The following is a 17,110-nucleotide window of genomic DNA, read 5'->3' as shown; positions in this document are numbered from 1 at the left end:
AATAAGTGGGTTGTTTTGGATATCGATAAGAGAAAGGAGGATATGGTATGGAAAATATTTTGTTAGTCGGGCTATTCCTAATAGTTTTACTTATTGTGACAACTTTTATTTTGAGCAATTACGTTCAGCAATCACGACTTTCCCCTCGCTTCTTCATCATTTTCGCAGTCCTCTCATCAGTTTTTCTATTAGCTTCATGTAGTTTCGAAGAGACGATTTCAATGGAACAATATGAGCAAGATTTATCGCTCATTGAGGAAAAATTGAGTTCCGCCAATTCTGAAAAAGAAAAGTTACAAGATCAACTGGATACCTATTTATCTGAAAACGAAGACTTACGGCAACAACTGTCAGACGCCAGAGAATCAACGAATCAGAGACTTGAAGAAGCCGAAACAAAATTGCGTGAAGAATTTGAAAGTGAGTTACAACGTGTGAAAAAAGAGGCTGCACAACAAGTAGAAGAGAAAATCGCATCAGTTCGAAAAGAAGAACAGGAAAAGGCTGCAGCTGCCATCGCAGAGGTGAAAAATGAACTTGAGCAACAGGCACAAGCTTCGGAATCGACCGAATCGAATACTCAAACATCGCAACCCTCTGAGAACTTCCAAAACTGTACAGACTTACGAGGAACCTATCCAGGTGGTGTTTCTTCCGACCATCCAGCGTATCAACCTAAAATGGATCGTGACAACGACGGCTGGGCATGTGAATGATCACCTTTCCTAATAAAGGAGTGAATTCGAGACGATTCACTCCTTTTTCAATCGTTTCTGAAAAACATAATTCTCCGCTCGTTTCGTACACTCGTTTCCGGGCACCAATTTTTTGTTCGTATGATTCATACACCTCTGTCACTTGTTTAAGATTCATTCGTATCCTCCTAATATAAGTATCCGAGCAAATCGAGTTTCCCTTCCGTCCATTTCTTATCCCCGACCGACCGGACCATCAGTTCGTCAAATGACGCCTCACCAATACCACGTGTCGTCTGGTTCTCGTCATCGATTTGAAGCCACGTGCACGTGTTGGATACCGTGTGAAACCCAATTCGTTCGTAAAGGTCTGGTCGGTCTGCGAACAACAGGAGAAAGTCGATGGGGTACTCTTCTCCGAGGGCAATGACTTCTTCCATTAACGCCAGTCCGACTCCACGTCCCCGAACTTCTTTTCTCACACATAAATCAATGATACCAAGCACGTGAATCGGCTCCCCGTCCACATTCATCACACGAAAGTCTAACCCAACTTGCCCGATGATTTGTTCGTCTTCATACGCAATCAGTCGGAGATGGGGCAATTGCTTGAAGTAACGGCGATTCGGATAAATGGAAGGAAACGCATGTTGTAATAGCTCAATCAGTTCCGTATTTATCGATTCTGAAATGGTCATCTCGAGGTGCTGCTCGATTCTCATAGCTCCGCTCCATCTTTTTGAATGCGTTCGTAGCGGACGATACTGACCCCGTTCGGCATCAACTGTTGCTCGATCGCATCTAGTTGAAGTGGTAAGATGTTACCGTCCGGGAAAAGACGCTTGCCGGAACCGATGATAATCGGATACATGATCAATCGGTATTCATCGATGAGGTCGTTCGCGAGTAACGTGTGCACGAGTTCACTGCTGCCCCAGACATGCAAATCTGGTCCATCTTCTTGTTTGATTTGTTTCAACGCTTCGACCGGTTCTGTCAGAAACGTCGTTGATTCCCAAAGCGAATCCCGTGATTGCCGCGTAACCACATACTTCATCGCACGGTTGGCTTCCGGCCAGACGTCATCATGGTTCGGCCAGTAACTCGCCCACTGATCATATGTCTTTCGACCGAGCAACAGATCAAACTCACTGTTCATTTGCGTCCGAATCCAAATCCCAAGCTCTTGACTCGAAAACGGTTCCGTCCATCCACCATGCATAAAATCCCCACTCATGTCCTCTTCTTTTCCACCTGGTGCTTGAATCACACCATCTAACGATAGATGCTCCAGAACAATGATTTTTCTCATCTCCGACTCCCCTTTCGTTTGCTTACAAAAATAGCCTCCGATTGATTCAATCGAAGGCATGATACATTCATCTTATTCTACTTTCTCCATCCATGCCACCGTCTCCACATGCGCCGTATGCGGGAACATGTCGACCGGCGTCACTTCCATCAAGCGATAGCCACGGTCTGCGAGGTAACGCATATCACGCGCTTGTGTGGCGACGTTACAAGATACGTACACAATCCGCTTCGGTCCCATCTCGACCATCGTCTCGAGGAACGACTCAGCACACCCTTTCCGTGGCGGGTCGACGACGATCACGTCCGGGTTCACGCCGTCTTTCTTCCATTGTGGAAGCACGTCTTCGGCTGCTCCACATACGTACGTCACATTATCCATCTCATTGACGAGCGCATTCTGTTTCGCATCCTCGATGGCTTCCGGTACGACTTCGACCCCGTATACGTGCGCTGCTTTACGTGCGAGAAAGAGACTGATTGTCCCGATACCACAATACGCATCGACCACTTGCTCCGTACCTGTCAACTGTGCGTACTCCAGTGCTTTTCCGTACAGCTTCTCCGTTTGGACCGGGTTGACTTGGAAGAACGAGTGCGGGGAAATCGTGAACGTCAGTCCTGCGATTTTATCCTCAATCGTCTCATGGCCGTACAGCAACTTGTTCGTCGCCCCGAGGATGACATTCGTCTTGTCCGGGTTGACGTTTTGCATGATCGATGTCACGTCTGGGAGACGCTCGACGATGTCGGCGACGATTTCATTCACGCCTTTTAGTTTCGTCGTCTTCGTGATGAGGACAATCATGAGTTCACCCGAATGATATCCATATCGGGCCATGACGTGACGGATGACGCCACGTCCGGTCTTCTCGTCATACGCCGGCACACCACGTGCATCTAACACGTCACGAACGACTTGAACGGCTTTGTCATTGCGCTCATCTTGAATCAAACATTCGCTCATCTCAACGATGTCATGCGAACGTGGGCGATAGAAGCCCGAGACGAGACGGTCTCCTTCTTGTTTGAACGGGACTTGTGCCTTGTTACGGTAGCGCCAAGGTTCTGGCATGCCGATTGTGTCATGGACTGGCACGTCGAACTGACCGAGGCGCTTGAGCGCATCGACGACGCGTTCCCGCTTCTGGCGAAGTTGTCCTTCATAGCTGAAGTGTTGCAACTGGCAACCGCCACATTGATAAAAGATCGGGCATGGTGGCTCGACCCGGTCCGCACTCGCTTCTTTCACGTTCAACAATCGGGCGAATCCGTACTGTTTGTTCGTCTTCGTCACGACGATTTCGACCGTCTCTCCTGGTAACGCGTTCGGAACGAACAGCGTATAGCCATCGACACGTGCCACACCCGCCCCTTCGTGGGTCAAGTCGTGGACGTGGACATCGAGACGGTCATTCTTTTTCACTGGTAGCATACGAATGCTCCTTCCATTGCAAATAGGAATGACTGATGTCGTCATTCCTATCTTTTCACTCTGCTTTATCGAGCGAAACATTGAACAATTGCTTGATCATCTGCTCGCGTTCATATTGTGCATTCAAATCTTCCATCTCACGGATTCGGGCGTTCGGTGCGAGTACCGTCAAATGACGGAACAAGTTCCGCATCTCACCGGTGCACTCACCGCCGTACTCGCCGTCGATGTTCAGACTCATCGGTTCTGTCGTCTTCATCTTGACGCGGCTCGTCTTCACATGTTCGACGAGCGAGCTTGATAAATGCTCACCACGGAGGAGGAGACGGACGACATGGATGAACTCGAACAAGTTACACTTCCGAAGGATGAACAGGTCGAACAACCCGTCATTCAATGATGCGTGTGGTGAGATTTTTTCAAATCCACCGACCGAGTTCGAGTTTGACGTGAGGAAGATCATCACTTCCCCTTGGAACGTTCCTTCGTCATGCTCGAGCTCGATGTACGTTGGTTTGATGAGCGGCAGTTTTTCCATCCCTTTTACGTAATAAGCGAGCTGCCCAAGTGCCGTCTTTAATTTCGATGGCACTTCGTACGAAAGTTCGGTCATGATGCCACCGCCGGCGATATTAATGAAATAGTGGATATCACCTTTCTCGCCTTCAATCTCTCCAAGGTCGACCGGCATCTCGAACCCGTCACAAATGACGTCGAGTGCGCCGACGACGCTGAGCGGGATTCGCATGGCCCGGGCGAAATCATTTGTGGTACCGACCGGAATGAGTCCGATCGTTGGACGATTCTCAAGCGGCGCAAGCCCTGAGATGACTTCATTGAGTGTGCCGTCTCCACCTGCGGCGATAATGAGGTCAAAGTCCGCCGCTGAGGCCCGTTTTGCTTCGAGCGTGGCATCACCAATCGCTTTCGTCGCATACGTTGACGTCTCATAACCCGCATCCTCGAGACGGTTTAAAATGTACGGGAGTTCCCGTTTGATCACTTCTTTACCTGATGTCGGGTTATAAATGACCCGCGCACGTTTACGCATAATTACCACCATCGATTCGTTCTAAAAAGTTTTACCAACACATTATTTGGATGCTTTCAGCACACGAAAGATAAATTGACCTATGTCCATCAATTTTTTCTTCCCTCGAGCATGCGTCATGATTCGAAACACCCACTCTAACTTCATGACTCGAAATACTTTAGGGGCACGCTTCACTTGACCGGAGAGTACATCAAACGTACCGCCCACACCAATATAAATGCCTTTATCAACCTGGTCGATAACAGATGCAATCCATTGTTCTTGTAACGGCATCCCTAAACCCACTAATACAAGGTCGGGGCGCTCTTTGACGCAGCGTTCCATCAATTCTTGTTTCTCGTCATCCTGAATGTAACCATGAATATGCCCTACCCATTGGATGTTTGGATATCGCTTCCGGATCACTTCATAGAACCGTTCCTGCACTTCCGGTTTTGCCCCATAACTGAGCAACCGGTATCCATGTTGATCCGCTTCTTGAAGCAATTGTTCAGTCAATTCGATTCCAGGGATCACGTGACGAATCGGTTGATGAAATCGCTTCGAGGCCCATTGGATTCCCACACCGTCCGGAACGAGATACTTTGTCTTTTGGACAATACGTTTGTATGCCGGATCACGCTCCGCCTGCATGACGATTTCAGGGTTTGCAGTAATGATGAACGCCTTTTCACCGTCATGAAGTTTACGCTTCATGACCTGCAGCCAGCTATCGAGACTTGCATCTAAAAATGTATAATCCAATACACGACTTTCATGAAAATTCATAAGACTCCTCAGCGTTTTGCAATCTCTTCGTGGAACAAGCCATCGAGGAGTGCCGGGTTCGCCATCCCTTTCGTCTGTTTCATGATTTGCCCGATGATGAAGCCTTTCGCACGGTCTTTCCCGTTCTTGAAGTCTTCGATCATTTGCGGATGTGCCTCGAACAATTCGAGAATGTAGCCGCGGAGCAAGTTCTCGTCCGAGATTTGGGCGAGACCGTTCGCTTCGACATACGCTTTCGGCTCTGCGCCCTCTTCCATCATCGCTGTGAAGACACGCTTCGCAATCTTCGATGAAATCGTGCCTTCCGCGATTAAGCGGATGAGTTCTGCGAGTGATTCCGGTGTCAACTTCATCGTCTCGACCGTTTCATCTGACTTGTTCAAGTGACCGAGCACTTCGCCCATGAGCCAGTTCGCTGCTGCCTTCGGTTCAGCTCCAGCCGCTGTCGTCGATTCAAAGAAGTCCGAGAACTCACGCGTCGACGTGAGGGCTTTCGCATCGTATGCCGAGAGACCGTATTGGCTCATGTAGCGTTCACGACGTGCTGCCGGCATCTCTGGGATTGTCGCGCGAATGCGCTCTTTCCATGCCTCATCGATTTCGAGACGGACGAGGTCCGGCTCTGGGAAGTAGCGGTAGTCCGCTGCCCCTTCTTTGACACGCATGAGAATCGTCTTTTTCGCTGCCTCATCATAGCGGAGCGTCTCTTGACGCATGACGCCACCTGAGAGAAGCAATTTACGGTGACGCGTCTCTTCAAAGTCGAGTGCCTTCAAGACGTTCGAGAACGAGTTCAAGTTCTTAAGCTCTGTCTTCGTCCCGAACTTCTCTTGCCCGTATGGACGGACCGAGATGTTACAGTCACAACGAAGCGACCCTTCTTCCATCTTGACGTCCGAGACGCCAGCGAACGAAAGGACCTCTTTCAAACGTTCGAGGTATGCGACCGCATCTTTCGGCGAACGCATATCCGCTTCACTGACAATCTCGATGAGCGGTGAGCCGGTCCGGTTGAAGTCGACGACCGAATGTTTCTCGCCCGTATGGTTCATCTTCCCAGCATCTTCTTCCAAGTGCACGCGCTCGATGCGGAATCGTTTCATCTCTCCGTCCACTTCGACGTCGACGTGACCGTTCGAGCCGATCGGCTTGTCGAACTGCGAGATTTGATACGCTTTCGGCGTGTCAGGATAGAAGTAGTTCTTGCGGTCAAATTTTGTATCTGTCGCGATCTCACAATTGAGTGCCATCGCTGCTTTAATCGCGAGGTTGACCGCTTCTTCGTTCAATTTAGGCAAGACGCCCGGGTGTCCGAGACAAATCGGACACGTCTGTGTATTCGTTTCGGCACCGTAAGTGCGTGAGCAGCCACACCAAATCTTCGACTTCGTGCTCAGCTCGGCGTGCACCTCGATCCCGATGATCGTTTCAAAGTTCATCGTACGTCCTCCTTAGAGCTGTGGCATCTTGAAACCGCCGTTTGCTTGTTCAAAAGCATGGGCCACGCGGTAAAGTGTTGATTCATCAAAGTAGTTCCCGATAATTTGAAGACCGACCGGAAGTCCTTCTGAGAGACCTGCCGGGACCGAGATCGCCGGGATACCGACCAAGTTGACCGGAATCGTCATGATATCGTTCGCATACATCGTGAGCGGATCGTCGAGTTGTTCGCCAAGTTTGAACGCTGTCGTCGGTGCCGTAGGTCCAACGATGGCATCGTACTCTTCGAACACTTTCGCGAAGTCCTGCTTCATGAGGGTACGGACTTGTTGTGCCTTCTTGTAGAACGCATCGTAATACCCAGAGCTGAGCGCATATGTCCCAAGCATGATCCGGCGTTTGACCTCATCACCGAAACCTTGTTCACGCGAATACGTGAACACTTCGTCGAGCGTGTCCGCTTCGGCGCGGCGTCCGTAACGGATGCCGTCGAAACGAGCCAAGTTTGAAGAGGCTTCTGACGATGCGAGCAAGTAGTAAGCCGAAAGTGCGTACTTCACGGACGGGATGGATACCGTCTCGATTGTCGCACCGAGAGACTTGAGTGTCTCGATTGCTTTTTCGATTTGTTCGCGGACGCCTGGTGCGACGCCTTCTGCCATAAATTCTTCTGGAAGGGCGAACTTCATCCCCGTCAAATCTTGGTTAAGTGCTGCCGTATAGTCAGGCACCTCAACCTCGGCTGACGTCGAATCCATGTCGCAATGTCCTGCAATCGTATTCAATAAGTAAGCATTGTCTTCAACGGTACGCGTGAGCGGACCGATTTGGTCGAGTGAAGACGCGAAGGCAACGAGGCCGAAGCGCGAGACGAGACCGTATGTCGGTTTCATACCGACGACACCGCAATAAGCGGCTGGTTGACGGATCGAACCACCCGTATCCGAACCGAGGCTAAAGAGGACTTGCCCAGCTGCGACCGATGCCGCTGAACCGCCTGAAGAACCTCCTGGTACACGTGTCGGGTCCCATGGGTTACGGACCGGTTTGAACGCCGAGTTCTCGTTCGATGAACCCATCGCAAACTCGTCCATGTTCAACTTCCCGATTGTGACAGCGCCGGCGTCGTGAAGACGCTCCACAACTGTCGCATCGTGTGCCGGGACGAAGTTCTCGAGGAACGTCGAGGCACATGTCGTGCGCATCCCTTTTGTGACGATGTTATCTTTTACGCCAATCGGCATACCGAAGAGCGGATCGTCTGAAGTTTTCGCGAGCTCATCCATGCGTTTCGCTTGCTCGAACGCATCTTCATTGAGCGTCAAAAACGCACCGATTTTGTCATCCGTCGCTTCGATACGATCGAATGACTCTTTGACGAGGTCCGTGACCGTGACTTCGCCTTCTTTTAATAGCGTATGCAATTTCGCTACACCGTGGTCAAATAAACTCATGAAAGGCCTCCTTACTCAAAGACCGCAGGGACACGGACTTGACCGTTCTCCCAGTCAGGTGCCATCCGTTCGACTTCCTCACGTGGAAGCGATGGACGAACCTCGTCTTTGCGTAGTACGTTTTTCAAATCTAGGGCATGGGTCGTCGGTTCGACGCCCGTTGTATCCAGCTCATCGAGTTGCTCGGCGAACTCGAGAATTTTTGTCAATTGCTCCGTGAAGTGCGTCACTTCTTCATCCGTGATCGCAAGTCGGGCAAGTCCGGCGACGTGCCGAACTTCAGCTTCTGTAATACGAGCCAAAATTCCCACCTCCAACAGTTTTCAATACATCGTTCATTATCATACCACTTTTTCATAAGACAAAAAAGGAAATCTATCTCGTTCTAAATTGTCTTATTTTTATGAAACTAGGGGAATCTACCCCGAATATTGACCCGCTTTCGAAATCAGCTATACGGTCGGCGACGGATTCTGATTATGCTTATGATAGAAACGATTCGTTAAGGAGGAATCATATGTCGATCCGAAATAAACTAATCACCGCCTTTAGCATCATGTTTGTGTTGCTTCTTGGTGTAAGCGGTTACTCTTGGTATGCCTTGAACGCCTCAAAAGCGGCTCAAGAAGATATGACCGTCTCCTGGGTACCGGGGATGGACCAGATTCATCAAGTCGATAAGCAATTGCTCGAAATTCGCCGCCACCTCATTCGCCACGCCCTCGTCGATGACGCGGTGACGAAACAAAACATCGAGCGAGACATTCAAGCGTCCGTCGCCATTTTAGAGCAACGGATGGATGGATATGAAGCGACGATCATCATGGAGGAGGACCAACAGCTCTTCGATCAAGCAAGTTCCGATTGGGCCAACTTCCAGACCGTCATGAATGAACTTATCCGTATTTCAAATGAAGAAGGTACAGAAGCTGCGGAAGCGTACATTCGTGACACGGCTACCGCTAGTGCGGACACCCTCTCGAATTCGCTTGGCCTCCTCGTCAACCTGAACCGTGAAGCGATTCAGACAGACACGGCCGCAGCAGCTGAAATGTTTGGACAGGTTCAGCTGACGCTCCTCATTGTTCTCGGGGTCGCTGCCGTCATGACCATCCTCATGATGCTCTTCATCTTCCGTTCCATCTTTGAGCCGCTCAAAGAGTTCAAGACGAAGATGCACGAACTCGCGACGAGCGAGGGAGATTTGACGACATCGATTCCTGTGAAGCGCCGCGACGAGTTCGCTGGACTTGCCCGCGACTTCAATCAGTTCATCGCCAACTTGCGTCAGTTGATCTTTCAAGTAAACGACGTCACAACGGGTGTGACGAAACAATCGACACATATGTATGAAGAGTTGAAAGAACTCGACACGTATATGACGACGACCGCCGCAACGACGGAAGACTTGACCGCCGGGATGCAACAGACCGCGGCAAGCGCGCAAGAGATGAACGCGTCTGCATCCGATATGGAACGGACGATTCACCACATCGTGACGATGGCCGATGAGCGCAAAGTCGAAGCGAAACAAATCGATGAACGCGCCCTCTCCCTCAAGTCACATGCGGTAGAGGCGAAAGAGAACGCCATTAGCGTGCTTCACTCAACGCGCACGAACTTGGAGAAAGCGATGCAAGACGCGAAAGCTGTACGGGAAATCGCGACCCTCACGAATGACATCCTTGATATCGCCGCCCAAACGAACCTTCTCTCCCTCAATGCTTCGATTGAGGCAGCACGTGCCGGTGAGGCCGGTCGTGGATTCGCCGTCGTCGCCGATGAGATTCGTAAACTCGCCGAGACGAGTCGCGCGACCGTCGAACGCATCCAAGCGATCTCGACGACCGTTCTTCATTCGGTCGACCACTTGAATGAAAGCTCCGGGCAGATGCTTCACTTCCTCGATACGAATGTCTTGAAAGACTACGACCAACTCGAGGAGGCAGCCGGACAATATAGCGAGGACGCAGGTCGCTTCGAGACGACCGCGACCGAGTTCGCCGCTGCCGCGGGTGAACTCGAGCAATTGACATCGAACATGATTGGTGTCATTCAAGACGTGGCGACGACCGTCAACAACGGAGCGCTCGGTACACAGGAAATCGCTGAAAAAGTAACGCTGTCCGTCGATCGCTTCGCTGAATTGAACCGCGCGACCGAACAGTCGCAACAGAAGATGGAAGAACTCGATTCATTGATTCGACAATTCAAGGTATGAAAATAACCCGCCGACACGTGTCGGCGGGTTTCTCGTTAGGCGGCAGATTGCACCGCTTCTTTTTTTCGTTCGAGTTCGAATCGTTTTGTCTCGGCGACGACGACACCTGATAGGAACAAGAGTCCAATCAAGTTCGGAATCGCCATGAGACCGTTGAACACATCCGAGATGGACCAAATCAAATTCAAGTTCGTCGTCATTGCACCGAGCCCTGCGACTAAAATATAGAGGACACGATACGGGACGATGACTTTTTCCCCAAGTAAATAGTACGCGGAACGTTCCCCGTAATAACACCAGCCAAGGACAGTGGAATAGGCGAAGAAGACGAGTGAGACCGTCACGATGATTTCACCGATTGGTCCTAAGAAATAAGCGAATGACGCTTGCGTCAAGGCAATTCCTTCAAGTCCTTCCGTGTATTGACCACCCATGACAATCGTGAGTCCGGTAATCGAACAGACGATGAGCGTATCGATCAAGACCTGTGTCATCGAGACGAGTGCTTGTCGTCCCGGGAAGTCGGTCTTCGCGGCCGCGGCCGCAATCGGTGCAGATCCAAGTCCTGCCTCATTAGAGAACACACCGCGTGCGACCCCGTAGCGAATCGCGGCACCTAACGCACCCCCACCGATAGCTTCGGCACTGAATGTGCTTGAGAACATCGTCGATAAGGCACCCGGTACCAATTCAAGGTTCATGATAAGAATCACGAGCCCACTTCCGACATATGCAAGAATCATGAACGGGACGAATATCCCGACGACTTTCCCAATCGATTTGACACCACCTAAAATGACAAACGCCGTCACCGCCATCATGACGATTCCTGTCACAACCATTGGGACGTTGAACGAATTGTTCAAGGCGAGACTGATCGAGTTCGTTTGTACCCCGTTCCCAATCCCAAAGGCTGCGACTGATGCGAATAAGGCAAACAACATGCCTAGCCATTTTTTCTTTAGCCCGTGTTCTAAGTAATACATCGGCCCACCGGCAATTTCGCCTCGTTCATCGACGACACGATATTTGACCGCAAGGATGGCCTCCGCATATTTCGTCGCCATTCCGACAAAACCAGATAACCACATCCAAACGACTGCACCCGGTCCCCCGAGGACGATTGCCGTCGCGACACCGACCATGTTTCCGGTACCGACCGTGGCCGCTAAAGCCGTCATCAACGCTTGGAAATGCGAGATGTCCCCACGTTGTTTCTTCTTCGGTTTCTCATTCTTTGGAATAAAGGCCTCTTTCAAGCCGACACCAAGCCTCGTCACTTGAATAAAGCCGAGACGGACGGTCAGGAAGATCCCTGTCCCGACGAGTAAGATTAATAAATGTGGCCCCCAGACGAGATTTGATAAACTCGACAGCCAACTTTCAATTTGATTCACCGTGTTGCTCTCCTCCTACGTTCTTGATTTGAGCGCTCTCCTATATTTTTCAGAACATTCACAATCGAGTCAAGGTGGACTACCTAAAGAAAACGTTTTCACAACGTTATATAATTGTAATATTTTCCCTGAACCCTTGTTCTCATACGCTTTTTAAAATTTATTTCGAAATATGATTGTAATATACCTCCGCACTAAGAAGCACCGATTTCACAATCAATATGAATCGTTAATCGATGGACTGCATCTCGATAAGAAATGGATCGGATGTAAAAGTACAAAGACCTCTCGTGTCGGATTGAGAGGAGTGACCAAGTACAGGCAGGCGAGACTCCTGAGAGAATAGCAAGCAGAGTGAGACCCAGCAGCGACTGAAGGCTCACTGCTTGCCCTAGGAAAGCGAGCCGTACCTAGATTGGTCAAAAAAAGACTGTAGACCTATGGTTTGTCTACAGTCTGAAACCGCTCAAGGTGGTCTCTTCAGTTGCTCGTTTTACGAACGAATAGCAGACACGACTTCCTCGACGTGTCCCTTCACTTTGACATTACGCCACTCTTCTTGAATGTAGCCGTCCTCGTTGATCAGGAAAGTCGAACGGACGATACCGTGGTACTCTTTCCCGTAATTTTTCTTCAATTGCCAGACACCGTACAACTCAGACACTTCGTGATCTTCATCGACGAGCAAGTCGAACGGCAACTCATTCTTGGCGATAAAATTCTGGTGCTTCTTTTGGCTGTCCGCTGAAATCCCGATGACGACCGCGCCTTCCATCTTCGGCATCGCATCGCGGAAATCACATGCCTCCGTCGTACAACCGGGTGTCGAGTCCCGCGGATAAAAATACAAGACGACTTTCTTTCCTAAATAGTCTTTTAACGATACCATCTCTCCGTTTTGGTTCGGTAATGAAAATGTTGGTGCAAGCATCTGTTTTCCTCCTTAACCGAACGACGGGTCGACGAGTTGTTCGTCAAAACCATCGATCGCTTCCTCTAGTTTTGTCTTTAACGGGTCGAGTGTTTCGATATACTCGATTGGGTCTTCGGTAGCGGCCGCTTCTCGAAGCGTCGCCTCATTGTCGGTGTACCACTTCTCGTACGCTTTAAAGTAATCGGCCATGATCGCTTGGTTCTCTTCGACCGTCAACGTCTCCGCCATCAGAAGAAAGACATTATTGTCCGCTTCTAAAGCTGTATAGTCGGTCTGGGCATTGACTCGGTCGTAAATCGGACCGGCCTCATCTTCCGGAACTTCCGCAAGACGGGCGTTCGCTTCCGCATTGACCCCATATTCGTTTGCCTGTACTCCGATGAGAAGTTCCCCGACTTCAGCGATCACGTCCTCTGGTAACGCGGTCGGCGTGATGACGAGCGACCATTCCCCATCATCTTTCACAGCAACTTTACTGAGCCGGTTCGGGAGCGGATTGCCGTCTTGGTCGACCATTTCATGAACGAGAAACGCCACGTCCTCGTCCTCGTTGACCCAACTCTCATAGATATCTCCTGGGGCAAGCTGACGCGTAACAGCGCCGGTCGCCGGGATGTCGGTCAAGCGACCCGCATAATCGATGGCCGCGAGCGCCTCGGCATCGCCCGACTCGAGCGCTGCTTGATAGTCCGCATACACTTCCATGACAGCGTCCGGCAATGCGCGTTTCGTTTCTTCTACAATCGCCTCTTCGTCGTTCCCACATGCCCCGAGCGTGAAGACGAGGAGAAGCGGAATGAGCCATTTTTTCATGTTGTTCGTCCTTTCTAAAGCCGTGTTCTCCCTCATCCTACCATGTCTCGAATTGTCGCTCCAATGGCATGTGTTTCTGGAAAATTGTTTCACTAGGATTTCTACGATAATTTCGATACAATACAGACGTAAGCGCTTTAACGCTCAACATCACTTTAAGGGGGAACGAGAATGATTCCATACAAACATGAACCATTCACAGACTTTACACAAAAAGAGAATGCCGATGCGATCCAAGCGGCAATCGAGAAAGTGAACGGTGAGCTTGGTAAAGACTATCCGCTCGTAATCGGTGGGGAAAAGGTTACGACGGAAGGAAAAATCACGTCTTACAACCCAGCGAACAAAGAAGAAGTGATTGGTCGCGTCTCGAAAGCGAACCAAGAGCTCGCAGAACGTGCGATGCAAGAAGCACTCACAGCGTTCGACTCATGGCGCCACGTCGACCCAGCCGTCCGTGCAGACGTCTTGTTCAAAGCGGCGAACATCGTCCGCAAACGTAAGCACGAATTCTCGGCTTACCTCGTCAAAGAGGCTGGTAAGCCATGGAACGAAGCGGATGCGGATACGGCAGAAGCAATCGACTTCATGGAATACTATGCACGTCAAATGCTCGAACTCAAGCCAGGTAAGAAAGTCGAGAGCCGTCCAGGCGAATATAACCGTTATGACTACATCCCACTCGGGGTTGGGATCGTCATCAGCCCATGGAACTTCCCGTTCGCAATCATGGCCGGTACAGCTGTTGCGGCAATCGTTGCCGGTAATACGATTCTCTTGAAGCCAGCTTCGACGACACCAATCGTCGCTGCGAAATTCGTCGAAGTGATGGAAGAAGCAGGTCTTCCAAAAGGCGTACTCAACTTCATCCCAGGACCTGGGGCAGAAGTCGGTGACTACCTCGTCGACCATCCGAAGACACGCTTCATCAGTTTCACTGGCTCACGTGATGTGGGCTTGCGCATCAACGAGCGTGCTTCTAAATTGAACGAAGGTCAAATCTGGCTCAAACGCGTCATCGCAGAGATGGGCGGAAAAGATACGATTGTCGTCGACGAGTCAGCGGATCTCGAACTCGCTGCACAATCGATTGTCAAATCGGCATTCGGTTTCTCAGGTCAGAAATGTTCGGCTTGTTCACGTGCCGTCATCGTCGACAGTGTGTATGACACGGTACTTGACCGCGTCGTCGAACTTACGAACGAACTCTCTGTCGGCAACACAGAGAAGAACGAACACTTCATGGGACCTGTCATCGACGCAGCGGCCTTCAAAAAAATCACATCGTATTTCGATGTCGCCAAAGAAGAAGGACGCATCGTCGCTGGCGGAAAAGCGGATGATTCAACAGGCTATTTCATCGAGCCGACAGTTGTCGCAGACGTCGATCCGAAAGCGCGTCTCATGCAAGAAGAGATCTTCGGACCTGTCGTTGCGTTCACAAAAGCGAAAGATTTCAAAGAAGCGATCGATATCGCGAACAACACAGAGTACGGCTTGACTGGTGCGGTTCTTACGCGTGACCGCTCGAACCAAGAGTTCGCTCGCCAAAACTTCCATGTCGGTAACCTTTACTTCAACCGTGGTTGCACTGGCGCAATCGTCGGTTACCAGCCATTCGGTGGATTCAACATGTCAGGAACGGATTCAAAAGCAGGTGGCCCGGATTACATCCAACTCCACATGCAAGCGAAGACGACATCTGAAACGTTCTAATCAAAATAGAGACGTTCCCTCGGGAGCGTCTCTTTTGATTTAATGCGTTTTAAATGTTTGTTCGAACATGATCGCCATCTCTTCTTGATGTAGCAAGAACAGTTCAAATAGCGTCGGATCGAACGCTCCGTTCATGTCTTTCATCGCTACAATTGAGTCTTCATGTGAGAAGGCAGGTTTATACGGGCGGACCGTACGAAGGGCGTCATAGACGTCGATGATGGTGACGATTCGTGCCGCAAGTGGGATTTCTTCCCCTTTTAAGCCTTTAATATATCCCGTCCCGTCCCAACGTTCATGATGATAGAGGGCAATCTGGTAAGCCATCTGGATAAAGTAGTTTTGAGGAAACTGTGTTTGTAAATCCTTCAACACCTCGCCCCCGACGCGCACGTGATCTTTCATGAATACCCATTCCTGATCGGATAGCTTATTCGCCTTCAATAAGATCGCATCCGGGACAGAGATCTTTCCGATATCATGAAGCGGTGCCGCGAGTCGAATCCCTTCGATGAAAAGAGGAGACACATCCGGATGATGGTGATCATATAAAATCGTCGCAAAGAGCGTCGACAAATCCTGCACCCGCTCGATATGGTTCCCCGTCTCATTGTTGCGGAGTGCTGACAGGCGTAACAATGTACGGACGAGTCCTTCTTGATAATCGATCATTTCTTTTTCCCGCTCGGCAAGGATACGCTGTGCTTCTTCGCGTCCCGCCTCGATCCGGTGTCGTTCAACCGCCCCGAGAAGTGCATTACTGAAGTCTTGCAGTGCCTGTTGTTCGTACTCCGTGTACGTCCGTTCCGAGACGACGGAATCAAACCCGACAAACCCTTGGCACGTCTTCCCTTGCATCATCGGGACTGCGAGCAGGCTTTGAATGGATTGCGGTTCGAGAATCCCGCGGACGACACTATTTTCTGGTAAATCAGCCACGCGGGGAATATACATCGTCTCACCCGCGACATGGGTGTTGACCCATTCGGGCAACACATCGATTGGCACGTCTTGAAGATTGTCCATTTCGGCGGTGATGCCTTCGGCGCACCACTCGAACGTGTTGTGACAAACCTGGTTCGTGAAATCGTAATCGAAGACATAGACGCGGTCGACCGCGAAATAATGTCCAAGTTCGGCTAGCGACTGGTCAACCCGCTTTTTGAAATCCGCAATCTCTGTTGTTAAAAAGCGATTGAGGAGTGACGAAAGCAGGTGATGGAGTCGCTCTTGTTGTTGTAACTGTAACGTCAATGATTCATGCGAAGTTGCCATGTGCCAAACCTCCCTTATTGTCTGAAATGAAATCAATCGTTCCATGAGTTTATTTTACCCAATTTTCAGTCTTTTTACCCTGCTTATCCCAATTGAAAAACCGGGTGACGATGCACCCGGTTCGACATCACACTTGCTTCAATAAGTTCGCCATTTCAATGGCTGATGTCGCCGCTTCCCAACCTTTGTTTCCCGCTTTCGTACCAGCCCGTTCAATCGCCTGTTCGATCGTTTCCGTCGTCAATACGCCAAAGATGACTGGGACCTCCGATTGATAACTCGCTTGCGCGATTCCTTTGGCCGCTTCGTTACACACATAATCAAAGTGCGGGGTTGCGCCACGGATGACGGCACCGAGCGTGATGACCGCATCGTATTTTTTGCTCATCGCCATTTTTTTCGCAACGAGCGGGAGCTCGAACGCACCCGGGACGAAAGCGAGCGAGACGTCCTCTTCTTTCACGCCGTGACGCTTCAGCGCATCCTTCGCTCCATCGAGTAGACGCATCGTAATCAAGTCGTTAAATCGTCCGACGACGATTCCAATCTTTAAGCCTTCTCCAACTAAGTTTCCTTCAAATGTATATGTCATCTCAT

16 protein-coding genes are annotated in these 17,110 nt (G+C 50.3%); 3 read left to right on the top strand and 13 right to left on the bottom strand.

All coding sequences use genetic code 11. From position 1 onward, the window contains the following. Window positions 1-47: 47 nt before the first annotated feature. Window positions 48-716 (top strand): excalibur calcium-binding domain-containing protein, encoded by a 669-nt coding sequence (locus KNO85_RS02810; RefSeq protein ID WP_214786756.1) that lies wholly within the window; start codon window positions 48-50, stop codon window positions 714-716. Between the two features lie 167 nt (window positions 717-883). Here the strand turns inward: KNO85_RS02810 and KNO85_RS02805 are convergent, their stop codons facing one another. From KNO85_RS02805 to gatC, 8 genes are all read right to left on the bottom strand, one after another. Next, a complete protein-coding gene (locus tag KNO85_RS02805; RefSeq protein WP_214786754.1) occupies window positions 884-1,417 on the bottom strand; it encodes a GNAT family N-acetyltransferase in 534 nt (177 codons plus the stop codon). Then, a complete protein-coding gene (locus KNO85_RS02800) occupies window positions 1,414-2,007 on the bottom strand; it encodes a dihydrofolate reductase family protein (RefSeq protein WP_214786752.1) in 594 nt (197 codons plus the stop codon). Before KNO85_RS02800 ends, KNO85_RS02805 begins: the two co-directional genes overlap by 4 nt. A gap of 72 nt (window positions 2,008-2,079) precedes the next feature. Then, window positions 2,080-3,441, bottom strand: a complete 1,362-nt coding sequence (rlmD, locus tag KNO85_RS02795; protein ID WP_214786750.1) for a 23S rRNA (uracil(1939)-C(5))-methyltransferase RlmD — start codon at window positions 3,439-3,441, stop codon at window positions 2,080-2,082. A gap of 55 nt (window positions 3,442-3,496) precedes the next feature. Then, entirely contained in the window at window positions 3,497-4,492 is a 996-nt protein-coding gene (locus KNO85_RS02790) for a diacylglycerol kinase (RefSeq protein ID WP_214786748.1), read from the bottom strand. 42 nt (window positions 4,493-4,534) lie between these two features. Then, a complete protein-coding gene (locus tag KNO85_RS02785) occupies window positions 4,535-5,263 on the bottom strand; it encodes a WecB/TagA/CpsF family glycosyltransferase (protein WP_214786746.1) in 729 nt (242 codons plus the stop codon). Window positions 5,264-5,271: 8 nt separating this feature from the next. Beyond that, window positions 5,272-6,702 (bottom strand): Asp-tRNA(Asn)/Glu-tRNA(Gln) amidotransferase subunit GatB, encoded by a 1,431-nt coding sequence (gatB, locus tag KNO85_RS02780; RefSeq protein ID WP_214786744.1) that lies wholly within the window; start codon window positions 6,700-6,702, stop codon window positions 5,272-5,274. 12 nt (window positions 6,703-6,714) lie between these two features. After that, complete coding sequence (gene gatA / locus KNO85_RS02775; RefSeq protein WP_214745755.1) at window positions 6,715-8,157, bottom strand: Asp-tRNA(Asn)/Glu-tRNA(Gln) amidotransferase subunit GatA; 1,443 nt, start codon at window positions 8,155-8,157, stop codon at window positions 6,715-6,717. An 11-nt stretch (window positions 8,158-8,168) separates the two neighbouring features. Continuing rightward, complete coding sequence (gatC, locus tag KNO85_RS02770) at window positions 8,169-8,459, bottom strand: Asp-tRNA(Asn)/Glu-tRNA(Gln) amidotransferase subunit GatC (RefSeq protein ID WP_012727041.1); 291 nt, start codon at window positions 8,457-8,459, stop codon at window positions 8,169-8,171. Between the two features lie 215 nt (window positions 8,460-8,674). Here gatC and KNO85_RS02765 point away from each other — a divergent pair, with 215 nt between their 5' ends. Beyond that, window positions 8,675-10,378, top strand: coding sequence for a methyl-accepting chemotaxis protein (locus KNO85_RS02765; RefSeq protein ID WP_214786742.1), 1,704 nt, complete (start codon window positions 8,675-8,677; stop codon window positions 10,376-10,378). A 35-nt stretch (window positions 10,379-10,413) separates the two neighbouring features. Here the strand turns inward: KNO85_RS02765 and KNO85_RS02760 are convergent, their stop codons facing one another. The 3 genes from KNO85_RS02760 to KNO85_RS02750 form a co-directional block, all read right to left on the bottom strand. Then, window positions 10,414-11,775: an alanine/glycine:cation symporter family protein gene (locus KNO85_RS02760; RefSeq protein WP_214745746.1), complete on the bottom strand. Its 1,362-nt coding sequence runs from the start codon at window positions 11,773-11,775 to the stop codon at window positions 10,414-10,416. A gap of 493 nt (window positions 11,776-12,268) precedes the next feature. Continuing rightward, window positions 12,269-12,706 carry a thioredoxin-dependent thiol peroxidase gene (gene bcp, locus KNO85_RS02755; RefSeq protein WP_214786739.1) on the bottom strand — a complete coding sequence of 146 codons (438 nt, stop codon included), beginning with the start codon at window positions 12,704-12,706 and terminating at the stop codon, window positions 12,269-12,271. Between the two features lie 12 nt (window positions 12,707-12,718). Then, window positions 12,719-13,522 carry a nuclear transport factor 2 family protein gene (locus KNO85_RS02750; RefSeq protein ID WP_214786737.1) on the bottom strand — a complete coding sequence of 268 codons (804 nt, stop codon included), beginning with the start codon at window positions 13,520-13,522 and terminating at the stop codon, window positions 12,719-12,721. Window positions 13,523-13,693: 171 nt separating this feature from the next. Between KNO85_RS02750 and pruA the strand changes: the two genes are divergently transcribed. Further along, window positions 13,694-15,238, top strand: coding sequence for an L-glutamate gamma-semialdehyde dehydrogenase (pruA, locus tag KNO85_RS02745; protein ID WP_214786735.1), 1,545 nt, complete (start codon window positions 13,694-13,696; stop codon window positions 15,236-15,238). A gap of 39 nt (window positions 15,239-15,277) precedes the next feature. On the opposite strand, the gene KNO85_RS02740 is transcribed toward pruA, so the two are convergent. Then, complete coding sequence (locus tag KNO85_RS02740) at window positions 15,278-16,513, bottom strand: HD domain-containing phosphohydrolase (RefSeq protein WP_214786733.1); 1,236 nt, start codon at window positions 16,511-16,513, stop codon at window positions 15,278-15,280. A 127-nt stretch (window positions 16,514-16,640) separates the two neighbouring features. Next, window positions 16,641-17,105 (bottom strand): 6,7-dimethyl-8-ribityllumazine synthase, encoded by a 465-nt coding sequence (gene ribH / locus KNO85_RS02735; RefSeq protein WP_147538420.1) that lies wholly within the window; start codon window positions 17,103-17,105, stop codon window positions 16,641-16,643. Window positions 17,106-17,110 lie beyond the last annotated feature (5 nt).

Origin of the sequence: Exiguobacterium sp. s124, from assembly GCF_018617485.1 — a bacterium.
GTDB lineage: Bacteria > Bacillota > Bacilli > Exiguobacteriales > Exiguobacteriaceae > Exiguobacterium > Exiguobacterium aestuarii.
The sequence above is the reverse complement of the archived record's forward strand: the minus strand, read 5'-3'. Positions and strand labels throughout refer to the sequence as shown.

Excerpts from the sequence above, each read along its gene's own strand:
- gatB (WP_214786744.1), bottom strand. The coding sequence starts at position 6,702 with ATGAACTTTGAAACGATCATCGGGATCGAGGTGCACGCCGAGCTGAGC.
- KNO85_RS02765 (WP_214786742.1), top strand. The coding sequence starts at position 8,675 with ATGTCGATCCGAAATAAACTAATCACCGCCTTTAGCATCATGTTTGTG.
- KNO85_RS02800 (WP_214786752.1), bottom strand. The coding sequence starts at position 2,007 with ATGAGAAAAATCATTGTTCTGGAGCATCTATCGTTAGATGGTGTGATT.
- gatA (WP_214745755.1), bottom strand. The coding sequence starts at position 8,157 with ATGAGTTTATTTGACCACGGTGTAGCGAAATTGCATACGCTATTAAAA.
- KNO85_RS02785 (WP_214786746.1), bottom strand. The coding sequence starts at position 5,263 with ATGAATTTTCATGAAAGTCGTGTATTGGATTATACATTTTTAGATGCA.
- pruA (WP_214786735.1), top strand. The coding sequence starts at position 13,694 with ATGATTCCATACAAACATGAACCATTCACAGACTTTACACAAAAAGAG.
- KNO85_RS02805 (WP_214786754.1), bottom strand. The coding sequence starts at position 1,417 with ATGAGAATCGAGCAGCACCTCGAGATGACCATTTCAGAATCGATAAAT.
- KNO85_RS02810 (WP_214786756.1), top strand. The coding sequence starts at position 48 with ATGGAAAATATTTTGTTAGTCGGGCTATTCCTAATAGTTTTACTTATT.
- KNO85_RS02740 (WP_214786733.1), bottom strand. The coding sequence starts at position 16,513 with ATGGCAACTTCGCATGAATCATTGACGTTACAGTTACAACAACAAGAG.
- bcp (WP_214786739.1), bottom strand. The coding sequence starts at position 12,706 with ATGCTTGCACCAACATTTTCATTACCGAACCAAAACGGAGAGATGGTA.
- ribH (WP_147538420.1), bottom strand. The coding sequence starts at position 17,105 with ATGACATATACATTTGAAGGAAACTTAGTTGGAGAAGGCTTAAAGATT.
- rlmD (WP_214786750.1), bottom strand. The coding sequence starts at position 3,441 with ATGCTACCAGTGAAAAAGAATGACCGTCTCGATGTCCACGTCCACGAC.
- KNO85_RS02750 (WP_214786737.1), bottom strand. The coding sequence starts at position 13,522 with ATGAAAAAATGGCTCATTCCGCTTCTCCTCGTCTTCACGCTCGGGGCA.
- KNO85_RS02790 (WP_214786748.1), bottom strand. The coding sequence starts at position 4,492 with ATGCGTAAACGTGCGCGGGTCATTTATAACCCGACATCAGGTAAAGAA.